Here is a 13,322-nt window from a genome sequence, read left to right as displayed (position 1 = left end):
AAAAAAATGCCGACAGTAATGCTATCTTTACCTCTGCCAGCATAAAATTGTTCACCCACGGCCTTTATTTATTGTATTGCCTTACCCACTTAATTCGCTGATTGCCTGTGCCATGCCGTCAAGAGTTAACGAATACATGCGCTTATCCATTAATTCATGAATAAGACCAATCGACTGATAGTAGTTCCAGTATGACTGAGGCTGCGGGTTAAGCCAGACCGCACGAGCAAAATGGTTAAGCAAACGCTGCATCCATACACTTCCGGGCTCTTCATTCCAGTGTTCAACGCTGCCGCCTGGATACGCTATTTCGTACGGGCCCATGGTCGCATCGCCGACAAATATGACCTTATAGTCACTGCCAAATCGATGGATAATATCCCATACATCAATCGTGTCAGTGCGGCGCCGGGCGTTGTCCTGCCAAACCCCTTCATAAACACAGTTGTGAAAATAAAAATATTCAAGATGTTTAAACTCACTGTGCACCGCTGAAAACAGTTCTTGTACCTGTTCCACATAGGGGTCCATCGAGCCCCCGACATCGAAAAACATCAACACCTTTACCGCATTATGGCGAGTGGGCGTCATATGTATATCCAGCAGTCCACCTTTTCGGGCTGTTTGAGCAATGGTATTGTCAATATCCAGTTCAAGGCTGGCGCCGGTGCGAGCAAACTTTCGTAATTTGCGCAGCGCCATTTTTATATTACGCGTTCCCAGAGCCACTTCTGATGACAGATTTTTAAATTCGCGTTTATCCCAAACCTTTGCCGCTGAAAAATTGCGGTTTCCGGGCTGACCAATCCTTACCCCTTCCGGGTTGTACCCAAAAGCACCAAAAGGTGAAGTGCCGCCAGTGCCAATCCACTTGCTACCGCCCTGATGGCGCTTTTCCTGCTCTTTAAGCCGTTCTTGCAAGGTTTTCATTAGCTCATCGAGCCCGCCTAATGCCTTGATCTGAGCTTTTTCTTCATCACTTAGCTGTTTTTCAAACGCTTTTGTGAGCCAGTCATCGGGTATTTCCTTGTCAAATAAATCAATTGACTGAACCCCGTCAAAGTAATCGGCGAAGGCTTTATCAAACCGGTCAAACTGGGTTTCATCTTTTACCAAAGTCAGACGTGCAAGATAATAAAAGGCGTTGATGTCAGCAAAAACTACCTGCTGTTCGAGAGCGCTTAGTAAATCAAGTAACTCGCGTAAACTGGTTTTAACGCGGTATCGGCGTAGGGTAAAAAAGAAATCTATCAGCATTACCGGCGCGCCATAAATGCCAGTTTCTCGAATAAATGAATGTCCTGTTCATTTTTCAATAGTGCCCCATACAACGGTGGAATCGCCGTTTTTCCATCTTTACTGTGCAGTGCTTCAGGCGCAATGTCTTCTGCTACCAGTAGCTTAAGCCAGTCGATCAGCTCTGAGGTAGAAGGTTTTTTCTTGAGGCCCGGGACCTCGCGGATATTAAAAAATGCATTAAGGGCATCATCTAACAACCGATTCTTTAACTTAGGAAAATGCACCTCGACAATGTCGCGCATTTGCTGAGCGTCGGGAAACTGAATGTAATGAAAGAAGCACCGGCGAAGAAAGGCATCAGGTAATTCTTTTTCGTTATTTGAAGTAATAATAACCACAGGTCTTTGCGCCGCTTTAATGACCTGTTGAGTTTCATAAACAAAAAATTCCATTTTGTCTAACTCAAGTAACAAATCGTTAGGAAACTCAATATCTGCTTTGTCTATTTCATCAATCAGTAACACCGGACGCTGCTGCGCCTCAAAGGCTTGCCATAACTTACCTTTTACAATGTAGTTACCAATATCATGAACGCGATCATCGCCCAGTTGCGAGTCTCGCAGCCTGGACACGGCATCGTATTCGTATAGCCCCTGCTGTGCTTTTGTGGTCGATTTAATATGCCACTGTATCAGGTCGGTATTAAGACTTGCGGCTAATTCTTCGGCCAGTAACGTTTTGCCGGTGCCTGGTTCGCCTTTAATCAATAGAGGCTTTTGCAAGGTTATCGCGGCGTTAACTGCCAGTTGCAGTTCTTCGCTGGCGATATAATTTTCTGTGCTGCTAAATGCCATAGGTTTTCCTTTCAAATACTTCACTAAGCCATAGAATAATAATCAATACAAATAACCATATCATATAACTAAAAATCACTTTGATTTTTGTAGTTTGACACCAATCATATAAGTGTTAATAAAAATATCATGCAACAGCCTTTAGTAAGTTTCAGCTTGTTTTTGTTAGCAAAATAAACCATAAAGGCGTATGACAACGATTCAAAGCGAATAAAGGACGACTAATGAAAGTATTTGACGACAATTCACTGGCAATCGGCGGTACGCCGCTGGTAAAACTGAACCGGGTAACCAGCGGTAACGTGTACGCTAAAATGGAGTCACGTAATCCTAGCTTTAGCGTAAAATGCCGTATTGGTGCGAACATGATTTGGGACGCCGAAAAACGCGGTGTATTGACCGAAGGCAAAGAAATTGTCGAACCCACCAGTGGTAACACCGGTATCGCCCTGGCCTTTGTAGCGGCATCGCGTGGTTACAAACTAACCTTAACCATGCCTAGCAGCATGAGCTTAGAGCGTCGCAAACTATTAAAAGCATTAGGGGCTAACTTAGTACTTACCGAAGCGCCAAAGGGTATGAAAGGTGCAATGGCAGCGGCTCAGGAAATCGTAGACTCTGCCCCCGAAAAATATGTGTTATTGCAACAATTTGACAATCCGGCTAACCCTCAAATTCATGAGCTCACCACCGGCCCTGAAATTTGGGAAGGCACTGAAGGTAAAATTGATGCCTTTATTGCCGGTGTAGGCACGGGCGGTACCATTACCGGCGTTAGTCGTTATATAAAACAAACCAAAGGTAAGGCCATTACGTCTGTAGCGGTGGAACCTACCGACTCACCCGTGATTACACAGGCAAAAAATGGTGAAGAGCTCACTCCAGGCCCACACAAAATTCAGGGAATTGGCGCAGGTTTTATTCCAGGCAACCTGGATTTAGACCTGGTCGACGAAGTTGAACAAGTCACTAACGAAGAATGCATGGCGATGGTTCATCGTTTAATGAAAGAAGAAGGCATTCTGGCAGGTATTTCTTCAGGTGCTGCCGTAGTAGCCGCGAAGCGTTATGCCGAACGACCTGAAAACAAAGATAAAGTAGTGGTGGTGATATTAGCCAGTGCTACCGAGCGTTACTTATCAAGTCCCTTGTTTGCCGGTGAATTTGGCGATCAGGAAGAAGTGCAGTAATATTACTGCCAGGCTTGCAGGTATAATACCTTATAAAAACGAGGCCCAATCGGCCTCGTTTTTTTAACTCAGAAAAGTAAATAAACGAATTGGGGCTGTACCCAGTTTAACCAGATATTGCCTGCCACTTCATGATTTATAATAGGATGCTGTCATGATAAATCGCGTGTTTTTTCTGCCTGTTCTGGCATTTTTCCTTTTGTTACTTACAGGATGCAATAAGGAGGAGCCCGGTGAACAAAATTCAAAGGTAAAAAACGATACTCCCGAACATGCTGCATTGTTGTTTGCAAGAAGTATCTATGAAGAGCGCACAATCGAAACAGCACTGTCGTTGAGTACCCCGCGTTTACAGCGGGTGTTAAACAGTTATCATATTAACAGCAATGTTCAGCGTCATATTTTCAATCTTAAATACGACAATGTTAAAATTATACCCGATGGCGGTAACAAAATAGGCCGGGCGCAATTTGCAGAAACTGCCTCCGTAACGCTATTTTTTACCGGTACTTACGGTGATGATCACATAGAAGACTTACGCTCGGTAAAATTACTACGACAAAACGGCCAGTGGAAAGTAGACCGTATTGCCGCAGATGTCATGTGATTTACTGGCCTACAGCAACGCCTTCACGTCGTGGGTCTGCGCCACCAATATAGTGGCCGTCTTTAATCTGAATGCCATGTAAGCCGCTATTTAAATCAATAATTTTAACCCGGTGGCCCAGCGCTTCTAAAGGCTGTGCTAAATCTTGTGCGGCGGTGCCTTTTTCTAGCGCGGTATAATCGTTGCGGTTGGTGATTCTTGGTAAGTTAATCGCCTCTTGCACGTTTAGGTCAAAGTCTACAACCCCAATAACCGTTTGCGCCACATAATCAATAATACGGCTGCCTCCCGGCGAGCCTATCACCAATTCTAATGCACCTGTCTGGTCGAAGACCATTGTCGGGCTCATGGAGCTGCGTGGCCGTTTATGGGGTTCTACCCTGTTGGGCACCGGGTTAACGCCTTGAACCGGGTTGAACGAAAAATCAGTAAGCTGATTATTCAACAAAAAGCCCTCGACCATTAATCCGGAGCCAAACATGAACTCAATACTGGTGGTCATCGATACTGCATTGCCTTGCTTATCAATAATAGAAACATGACTGGTATTGGGCTGTTCAGGGGTCATACCGTGATGTTGCTGAGCCTCACTGAACGGCTTGCCAGGGCGTGCTTTTCGCCACTTTTTATCGACCTTGATGCTTTGTGCTCTGCGGGTTAAATAAGGTGGGTTAATAAGTGAAGCCACCGGCAGGTTGGTAAAGTCGGTATCGGCTATATAGGCTTCTCGGTCTGCATACGTCATCGCACTTGCCTGAACAAACAGATTGACAAATTCAGGATCTAAAGGCGAATACGAAGCAATATCAAATTTTTCAAGCAGCTTTAAAATTTGGTAGACATTGATTCCGCCCGAGCTGGGAGGTGCCATGCCACAGATTTTTCTATCCCGATAGGGCCCGCAAACCGCACCTCGCTCAACCGCAGTGTAAGCGTTAAGATCGTCCAGAGAGATTTTCCCGGGATTTACCGGGGCATGGTTAACCGTATCAACAATTTTTTTGGCTAATGAACCGGTATATAAATAATCTGCTCCATGTCGGGCAATATTATGTAAGGTTTTGGCTAAAGGTTTATTTTTCTTATTTACGCCAGCTTTTAGTGGCATACCGCCCGGGAAAAAATAGGTACTGCTACCGGCAAACTCCCGTAACCCCGGATGATAATCAAGCGCCACTAATTTTGCCAGGCGTGGTGAAACTTTAAAACCCTCGTTCGCCGTTTGTACCGCATCAGTAAATAATGTTTTCCACGGCAATTTTCCATGCTGGTTATGCGCAAGCTCTAATGCACGTAAAGCACCGGGTACCCCCACTGACATGCCGCCCACCAGCGCATCAAGCCAGGGCATTGCCTTATTGTTTTGCATAAACCAGTAAGGATTAACCTGCTCAGGTGCTGTTTCCCGGCCGTCAAAGGTATGCAACTGTTTATTTTGATTATCCCAGTACAAAATAAACGCTCCACCCCCGATGCCCGAAGACTGAGGTTCGACTAAGGTCAACATAGCCTGAACGGCAATGGCAGCATCAATGGCACTGCCCCCTTTTTCGATAATATTTTTACCGGCCCATGAGGCGTAAGGGTTTGCAGCCACTACCATATAGTTGTCGCTCAAAAAAGCCTGTTTTTGTTCAAAGCCGGTATTTGCTTCGGGTTCACGGGTTTCAATAGACGCACTTTGCGCCAATGCTGCTGAAGTCGATATCAGCGAGATCGCAACAGAACATAGGCGCAATACTGTTTTTATGATTTTTTTTGACTGTGTCAAAGCCACATCTTCCTTTATTTAAATTTTTCAGGATTTATCGGACGCTTATGCAAAAAAGCGTCAAACGCTTCACGGGCGGCTTCGCTGTCCATTGCCTCTAAAAATACATCAAGCTCAACATTTATATGTTGTTCAATGGCTTCTTTATCCGAGTTCAGTAAGCTTTTTGTATGATGAAGCGAAAATTGAGGTTTTGCTGCCAGTGACTGGCACACTTTATCTACCCGCTCAGCCAACTGTTCTTCATTCAGAACCGCAGTGACAATTCCGCCTTCATAGGCATCCTGGGCGCTAAAGGGTTCGCCCAGCATCAGCCATTCGCTGGCCTTGCGACGGCCCGCCAAACGTGGCAGCAAATAGCTAGAAGCATACTCGGGCACCAGGCCTAAATTGATAAACGGTAAAATAAATCGGGTATTTTTTGCAGCATAGACCAAATCACAGTGCAGCAGTAACGTTGTACCAATACCCACCGCCATGCCGTGTACCTGTGCTACCACTGGCTTAGTGCAATCCACTAATGCATGCATAAATGCCGATATTTCAGAAATTTGTCGGCCATCATCTTGCTGCGCAAAATCACTGATATCATTGCCGGCGGTAAAACAATCTCCTGCCGCCTCAATTCGAACCACCTTAATGTTTTCATCCTCATTGGCTTTTACCAGCGCATCAGCAAGGCTTTGATACATATGCCGGGTAAGTGCATTTTTTTTATCAGCCCGGTTCAGGGTTAGTGTTAAAACCTTGTCTTTTTGACTTTCAGTAACATGACTCATAAACGCTCCTACGGGATTGGTCGGTTATTTTCATTGTTTTTCTGTATGATAGCCCGCATCGTCCAAAATCAAAAATCATTCACATTGATGATCACACTGCCCATATCACCCAAACACAGCGTGGGGCCGCTTATTATTGCCCTGACCGCTATAATTGTTTTTTTCTTGGAGCCGGCAGCCTCTGACTGGCTTGCTTACGACCGGTACGCATTACAAGGTTGGGAGACCTGGCGTGTGCTTACCGGTAATTTAGTTCATACCAATGGCTATCACTTACTATTAAACCTTGGCGGTCTTGGTTTGTTATGGTTATTACATGCTGAACATTATCGTATTTTGCGGTTTTTAAAGGTATTTGGTTGGTGTTGTCTGGGTACCAGCGTCGCTATTTATATAGGCTCGCCAGATTTAATCTGGTATGTGGGTTTATCGGGGGCACTGCACGGGGTATTTGTCTGGGGTGCGTGTATGGATATTGCTTCGGGGGTACGTTCAGGCTGGCTGCTATTAACAGGAGTAGCGGCAAAGGTTGTTTATGAACAGCTGGGCGGTAGCAGTAGTTCGGTTGCCGAACTGATTCAGGCAAAGGTGGCAACCGATGCTCATCTTTATGGGGCGGTGTGCGGGCTGGTATTATTTTTTGCTATGTACGGTCTTAGAAAACCCGCCAAATAAATAACTTATGTGTCACCCATGTTATTAAATAATAACGCCGACAGTCTTTCTGCCGGCGTTTTGTTTAACAGACGATTATAGGTTTTCTTCAAAAAGTTTATAAATACGACGGTATTCATCAAGCCATGAACTCGGCTGAACAAACCCATGAGGTTCAACCGGATAAATCGCTGTTTCAAAGTCTTGTTTTTCAAGTTCGATGAGCTTTTGCACCAGCCTTACCGTGTCTACAAAAAACACGTTATCGTCTACCATAGGTGCGTTAATCAGTAAGGGTTTTTCCAGACCTTCAGCAAAATAGATAGGTGAACTGCGACGATACGCTATAGGGTCAATATCCGGGGTGTTCAGTATATTGGCGGTATAGGGCGTATTATAATGGGCCCAGTCTGTTACAGGGCGAAGTGCTGCCCCGGCTTGAAACAAGTCAGGCTGTTTGAACATAGCCATAAATGTTAAAAATCCGCCATAAGAGCCGCCATAGGTACCAATACGCTGCCTGTCCACATTCGCATTGTTTACGAGCCAATTCACACCGTCTCTTAAATCTTCAACCTCGGGTTGACCCATGTCGCGGTATATTGCGGTACGCCAGTCGCGCCCATAACCGGCTGAAGCCCGGTAGTCCATATCCAGTACGACATAACCCTGTTGCACCAACATACTGTGAAACATGAATTCGCGAAAATATCCTGACCAGCCTAAATGCGAATTTTGCAGATAGCCGGCTCCATGATTAAACACTACCGCTTTGCGGGGCTCACCTTGTTGATAATTTTCTGGCAAATACACTCTGGCATAAATAGGCTGCGCAGTGTTGCTTGACTCAATAGCGACCACTTTAGGTACGCTCCACGGTTTAGCCAAAAATTCATCACTTATGGTGTCGGTAATTTTTTTCGCGGTTGTGCGCGAGTCTGCTGGCTTAATATACAACTCTGGAGGGCGGGTAACTTTACTGTGCGTGAGCAAGAGTGTCTGTTCATCCGGACTCAGCGTATAGTCAGTCATGCCATTCAGACGGGTTAATTCAGTGTTTTCGCCTGTTTGCAGGTTCACACGATAAATCTCGTACACGCCGGGATGTTTTTTGTTGGCTTTGTAGTAAAGATATTTATCGTCTTTGGTTAGTGTCGGGTCGTCGGTGACAAACTGGCCTTCGGTAAGTGCGGTAGCCGCCTCGCCCGGTTTTTGCAGATACAAGTGCGAATAACCTGAGCGCTCAGACTGATAATAAAGAGTTTCACTGTTGTTTAGCCAGCCAAACTGGTTATAGCGATAATTGATCCAGGCGTCATCGTGCAGACGCGCCTGACTGGTTAACTGACTATTTTGCAAATCGACCGTGGCTATCCAGCGATCTTTATTGTCCCAGGCTTCTAACATTACCGCGACCGCCTTACCCTCAGAGTGCCACCGGATAGACGGATTAGTCCAGTACCAGCTTTCTAACAGGGTTATATCCCGACCCAGGCGATTTACCTGATAGGTTTCGCCGCGCGCTTTTGCGTTTTCGGTTTTTTCTTCAGCCAGCACGTCTTCGTTGTAGCCGGGTAATGTTTTGAACGATAAAGGCTGTTTTTTGTTCGTCGCTAAATCTACCATCCATAATTCGTGATTTACAGGTTTGGCATCTGCCACGCGCTGACGTACTTCTTTTGAGGCTATCCGACCATCTTCCTGAATATAATGAGGCATAATGTCGGTATCGTCACGCCATGGTTTATCAGCGGTAGTGGCTACTATCGCTTTGTCACCTGCAGGTGATACTGACACAGCTACCAGCTTGTGATCAGGGGCAAAATACAAGGTTTCAGGGGCCACAGCCTGACTTTCCCGGGCCAGTTTGCGGTCTTGTTCGGCCGCTTCTTCAGCCTGGGCCTGCTGTTTTGCCACATAGTCAATCAACGAAATTTGTTCGCGAGCCACAAAGTCTTCAGCTTCATCTACCGGTTGTGGCTTTTCAGCGAACTTCCAGCTGATAAGCTGCTCTCGCTGACCTGTGTTCAAATCAATCGCCACCACTTTGTTACCTGAGCGTGCCATTAAGCGATTATCAGTCATAAACTGCAAGTGTGTCAGACGCGCCCCACCCCGCGTTAGCTGTACCAGTTGGCCATTGCCAAACTGAACAAATACACTGTCTTTAAAGCGATAAGCAGTGATTTCACCATTGCTGCTGGTAACCTTTTCATCAAACCGATAACGGTGTAACTCAGAGTCCTGCGCCGGCTGAGCATTGTCCGGATTTGTTAGCGGTGCTACAAAAACCGTATTAAGGTCGCTGTCAACTTTCTCACGCTCGTAAACAATGCTTTTTCCGTCGATAGAAAACCCTGCCCGCTGGGGCGCGCGACCTAACCATTGTGGGTCTGACATGATTTTTTCAAGGGTCAGAACCGTGCTATTACTGGCTTGCGATGCGGGCACTTGAGGTTGCATGACCGCTGCCGGGGTTGAGGCACTAGCTTGCGTTGATGTTTCAGTTGCTGGTGAGTCGGGCGCCGAGGTGGAAGAACAGGCACTAAGGGCGCTGGTAATAGCAGCACTTAGCATCAGTTTGGTCAGTTTTTTCATAGGTTGGGTCTTTTTTTGGTTTGTTGTTTTACCCTCATTATACCCAAGCCATGTTCGGGCTGGTCAAGCTTCATCTTTAATGTTGATAGAGTCGTCTTACATAAAGCCATTATTTATTACTGTATTCACGGTGCGCTATTTTTATCAGGACATAAAAAAGCCCCGCTAATAGCGGGGCAATCAAGCACACTCAACTTGGAACACACACTTGCTCTAAACAGATCTCTTCAAAAGATGAAAGAGAATATTGCTAGCAGCATAGATTTAGTCAGCCAGAACCTGCGTAAGTTCAATTTTTTTCGCAGTTTTATAATATGCTTTAAAAAATACGGATTTAATTTGATAAATCTTATAGTTATCATGAACCTAAATTTATTTATCGCATTTCTCACCAGGTTTAACAAAGAATAGTTGCGTAAGTCTGTACGCAGCGTAAAAAGCACGTCATTATGTCAATTTTTGAATTTGTACTGTACATCTCAGACAGGAATTTTAATGCGTAAATTTGTAGCCGGGCTTATCTCATTATTGGTTTTAAGCGCCTGTGCAACCCGCGAACCCGTAATTAAAGGGCAGCCTTCCAGAGAGCTTTCTACCCCTTATACACTAAAAACGGGCGGATTTATGCCGCCGCTGCAACGTGGGGTCACCCTGAATCATGCTGAATTGTGGTTCAATTTCGATTTTGAGCGCAATGTACTGTTTGGCATTAGCGAGCTTACATTAGACAGTAACCGACCCAAACGAACCTTATCGGTAGATCTTGATACGCGCTTTAAAGTTGAGCAAGTTTGGATAAATGGCTCACCTGTGCCGTTAGGAAACGTCAAAAATCCCGATGGGCAGCTGCTCATTACTCCGCAAAATGCAGTCGCGTTTCCACTTAAATTGAAAATTCAATACTTTGGGCGCCCACGAACTCCTTCAAATCCCCCGTGGGAAGGGGGCGTGCTTTGGGATAAAACTGCCGAAGGTCAACCTTGGGTGGTTACCACTGTGCAAAGCGAAGGTTGCGATTTGTTTTGGCCGTGCATTGATCAGCCGTCAGGCGAGCCACAGCAACTTGATGTGCATATTACGGTGCCTAAAAACTTAATGGCAATAAGCAACGGCACGTTGCAAAAAACCACCCAACAAAAAAGCGCGCATACTTTTCACTGGCACTCAGATACCCCAATCAATACCTATGGCGTTGCTTTGAATATAGCGCCTTACAAAAGGCTATCAACCCAATTTAAGAGTGCGTTTGGTAATCAGTATCCTCTGACCTATTATTATCTGCCTTCAGCAGACAGTGATAGCAAACAGGCGCAGACTTTGTTAGATGAACTGCCTGAAATGCTGCGTTTTTTCGAACAGTATATTGGTCCCTACCCGTTTGCGAACGACAAGGTGGGAATTGTTCAGACCCCCTATTTGGGGATGGAACATCAAACGATAAATGCTTACGGTAATCAGTACAAAAAAGATGGATACGGCTTTGACTGGTTGATGCAACACGAGCTTGCTCACGAGTGGTTTGGCAATCAGCTTACCACGACCAACTGGGATCATATGTGGTTACACGAAGGCCTTGCCACTTATATGCAACCCGCGTTTGCTCAATACCTCCACGGCGACGTGGCTTACTTTGCATATCTCAATAAAATTCGTACTCAGTTGAACAATAAGTACCCATTGGTAAGTGGTCGTATTAAAGCTGAAAAAGAAGTGTATAGCAAAGATAAAGGGCCCGGGCTCGACTTGTATTATAAAGGGGCCTGGGTAATGCACACGCTGCGTTATTATATTGGCGATGAGGCTTTTTTTGCGGCGGTACAAGAGCTGGTATATGGTCAGTCTGACCCCACTCCAGGAAATATCACACCCCGTCACGCCAATACTAAAGATTTTATCGCATTGGTAAACAAACACGCAGATAAAGATCTGAATTGGTTTTTTGAAACCTACTTATATCAAGCGGCTCTGCCCGAACTAACACAAGAGCGAACCGCCAGTACACTTACGTTGTCATGGAAGACAAGCGCTGAAAGTCAGTTTACTATGCCGGTACAGATAAGTATTAACGGGTCATTGCAAACGCTGTCTATGCAGCAACCCACCACCTTGTCGGTTAGTGCCCTCGATACGGTGATTATCGACCCTCATAGCCGAGTTTTACGATACCAACCACGTTTTGAAGAGCTTAAAAAATATCAGAAGAAAGCCAAAACGAAATAATGATAGCTTCGCATGGTTCATGTTTTTTGATTTACCTGGGGTTGGCGTTAAGCGATATGAAGGTTGGCTGGAGGGAGCTTATAATAAGTACTTCAGGGTTTAAATGGCAGTCGCGCCGCAATGGGCGCGACCAGGAAAAACCGTATTACAAACTGGCCAGCGCCTGGGTAAAATCAGTAATCAGATCCTCAATATCCTCTATACCTACTGATATTCTGAGCATATTTTCACTGATTCCCATTTGGGCCCGCTCCTGTGGTCCGCTTTCATAAAAGATGGTCGGTGCCACCGGCAATGCCAGTGTACGAGTGTCGCCTAAATGCGTAGCACAGATAACAAGTTCCAGTTTGTTTAAAAAGGCAATGGGATCGATATGCTCAGCCAAATCGATACTCAACATCGCTCCATAGCCCGTAAGCATTTGTTCGCGGGCAATAAAATGTTGAGGGTGATCGGCAAGGCCGGGATAGTAAACCTGGGATATTTTATCGTGATTGTGTAAAAACAACGCAAGTTCTTTGGCATTACTGCACGCCCGCTGCATTCGTAAGGCCAGGGTTTCCATACCCACGGCAATTTTGTGGGCTGCCTCACTCGATAGCGACGCACCCATATCGCGCAGACCTTTTTTCTTGATCTGGGTTAAACCCCATTGAGTACAATCAGCCACCTGATAAGCAGGCGAAATATTGTTAAAACCTGACCAGTCAAACTCGCCTGTATCAATTACCGCGCCGCCCAGTACATGCCCATGACCGGCAACATATTTGGTTAGCGAACACACCACTAAGCTTACACCTGACGCTTTTGCATTAAACAACGGCGGCGGGGTCATGGTATTGTCAACAATCAACAGAATCTCGCGTTCTTTGCAATATCGCCCGATAGCCTGAATATCAGCAACCTGAGTGGCCGGGTTAGCAATGGTTTCGGTAAACACCGCCCGAGTATTAGGTTGATAGGCTTCGGTAATAGCCTGAAGTGAAGTGACATCTACAAAGCTAATCTGTATGCCCAGATCTGACACAGTATTCATCAGGCTACGGGTATTTCCAAACAGATACTGACTTACAATGATATGATCGCCATGCTTAAACAACGACAAAACAGCAGCGCTGATGGCGGCCATACCAGTAGCAAAACAAACAGCACCTACGCCTTGTTCCAAATCATTTATCTGGTTTGCCAACGCCTGCATTGATTCTGTGGATGAGCGTCCGTATACGTGACCCGCTTGTTTACCCTGAAATACATCAATAATGTCTTGGGCATCGGTGTACTCAAATAAAACTGAGGTGGTGGCCGGTGTGTGCACGGCGCCATTAGCGGGCTTATTTAAGCGTCGGTCGGCGTGAATCTGGCGGGTAGTAAAGCCCTGCTTACTCAAAATATACTCCAGTAAAAAGCATT

The 13,322-nt window shown here is 45.6% G+C and carries 10 protein-coding genes; 4 read left to right on the top strand and 6 right to left on the bottom strand.

Annotated elements, in window-relative coordinates; all coding sequences use genetic code 11:
- Window positions 1-81 precede the first annotated feature (81 nt).
- Complete coding sequence (locus JK130_RS04335) at window positions 82-1,257, bottom strand: vWA domain-containing protein (protein ID WP_218352993.1); 1,176 nt, start codon at window positions 1,255-1,257, stop codon at window positions 82-84.
- Window positions 1,257-2,093 (bottom strand): AAA family ATPase, encoded by an 837-nt coding sequence (locus JK130_RS04330; protein WP_218352992.1) that lies wholly within the window; start codon window positions 2,091-2,093, stop codon window positions 1,257-1,259. Before JK130_RS04330 ends, JK130_RS04335 begins: the two co-directional genes overlap by 1 nt.
- 224 nt (window positions 2,094-2,317) lie before the next feature.
- On the opposite strand from JK130_RS04330, the gene cysK reads away from it, so the two are divergent.
- Both cysK and JK130_RS04320 read left to right on the top strand, forming a co-directional pair.
- Window positions 2,318-3,283 (top strand): cysteine synthase A, encoded by a 966-nt coding sequence (gene cysK / locus JK130_RS04325; protein WP_218352991.1) that lies wholly within the window; start codon window positions 2,318-2,320, stop codon window positions 3,281-3,283.
- 154 nt (window positions 3,284-3,437) lie between these two features.
- Window positions 3,438-3,890 (top strand): hypothetical protein, encoded by a 453-nt coding sequence (locus JK130_RS04320; protein WP_218352990.1) that lies wholly within the window; start codon window positions 3,438-3,440, stop codon window positions 3,888-3,890.
- Between the two features lies 1 nt (window position 3,891).
- Here JK130_RS04320 and ggt read toward each other — a convergent pair whose 3' ends face one another.
- Window positions 3,892-5,607 carry a gamma-glutamyltransferase gene (gene ggt / locus JK130_RS04315; RefSeq protein ID WP_343210979.1) on the bottom strand — a complete coding sequence of 572 codons (1,716 nt, stop codon included), beginning with the start codon at window positions 5,605-5,607 and terminating at the stop codon, window positions 3,892-3,894.
- 68 nt (window positions 5,608-5,675) lie between these two features.
- Entirely contained in the window at window positions 5,676-6,440 is a 765-nt protein-coding gene (locus JK130_RS04310; RefSeq protein WP_218352989.1) for an enoyl-CoA hydratase, read from the bottom strand.
- Between the two features lie 87 nt (window positions 6,441-6,527).
- Between JK130_RS04310 and rrtA the strand changes: the two genes are divergently transcribed.
- Complete coding sequence (rrtA, locus tag JK130_RS04305; protein ID WP_218353088.1) at window positions 6,528-7,115, top strand: rhombosortase; 588 nt, start codon at window positions 6,528-6,530, stop codon at window positions 7,113-7,115.
- 75 nt (window positions 7,116-7,190) lie between these two features.
- Here rrtA and JK130_RS04300 read toward each other — a convergent pair whose 3' ends face one another.
- Entirely contained in the window at window positions 7,191-9,692 is a 2,502-nt protein-coding gene (locus tag JK130_RS04300; RefSeq protein ID WP_218352988.1) for a S9 family peptidase, read from the bottom strand.
- 495 nt (window positions 9,693-10,187) lie between these two features.
- Here JK130_RS04300 and JK130_RS04295 point away from each other — a divergent pair, with 495 nt between their 5' ends.
- Window positions 10,188-11,912 carry a M1 family metallopeptidase gene (locus tag JK130_RS04295; RefSeq protein ID WP_218352987.1) on the top strand — a complete coding sequence of 575 codons (1,725 nt, stop codon included), beginning with the start codon at window positions 10,188-10,190 and terminating at the stop codon, window positions 11,910-11,912.
- A gap of 145 nt (window positions 11,913-12,057) precedes the next feature.
- On the opposite strand, the gene JK130_RS04290 is transcribed toward JK130_RS04295, so the two are convergent.
- The gene (locus tag JK130_RS04290) at window positions 12,058-13,299 is read right to left on the bottom strand and encodes a cystathionine gamma-synthase family protein (RefSeq protein WP_218352986.1); all 1,242 of its coding nucleotides are present in this window, start codon (window positions 13,297-13,299) and stop codon (window positions 12,058-12,060) included.
- Window positions 13,300-13,322 lie beyond the last annotated feature (23 nt).

The sequence above is a fragment of the Alteromonas lipotrueiana genome, assembly GCF_019249245.1.
Lineage (GTDB): Bacteria > Pseudomonadota > Gammaproteobacteria > Enterobacterales > Alteromonadaceae > Alteromonas > Alteromonas lipotrueiana.
The sequence above is the reverse complement of the archived record's forward strand: the minus strand, read 5'-3'. Positions and strand labels throughout refer to the sequence as shown.

What these genes read in the sequence shown, in the direction of transcription:
- JK130_RS04335 (WP_218352993.1), bottom strand. Translation starts at nt 1,257, where the DNA reads ATGCTGATAGATTTCTTTTTTACCCTACGCCGATACCGCGTTAAAACC.
- JK130_RS04330 (WP_218352992.1), bottom strand. Translation starts at nt 2,093, where the DNA reads ATGGCATTTAGCAGCACAGAAAATTATATCGCCAGCGAAGAACTGCAA.
- cysK (WP_218352991.1), top strand. Translation starts at nt 2,318, where the DNA reads ATGAAAGTATTTGACGACAATTCACTGGCAATCGGCGGTACGCCGCTG.
- JK130_RS04320 (WP_218352990.1), top strand. Translation starts at nt 3,438, where the DNA reads ATGATAAATCGCGTGTTTTTTCTGCCTGTTCTGGCATTTTTCCTTTTG.
- JK130_RS04310 (WP_218352989.1), bottom strand. Translation starts at nt 6,440, where the DNA reads ATGAGTCATGTTACTGAAAGTCAAAAAGACAAGGTTTTAACACTAACC.
- rrtA (WP_218353088.1), top strand. Translation starts at nt 6,528, where the DNA reads ATGATCACACTGCCCATATCACCCAAACACAGCGTGGGGCCGCTTATT.
- JK130_RS04300 (WP_218352988.1), bottom strand. Translation starts at nt 9,692, where the DNA reads ATGAAAAAACTGACCAAACTGATGCTAAGTGCTGCTATTACCAGCGCC.
- JK130_RS04295 (WP_218352987.1), top strand. Translation starts at nt 10,188, where the DNA reads ATGCGTAAATTTGTAGCCGGGCTTATCTCATTATTGGTTTTAAGCGCC.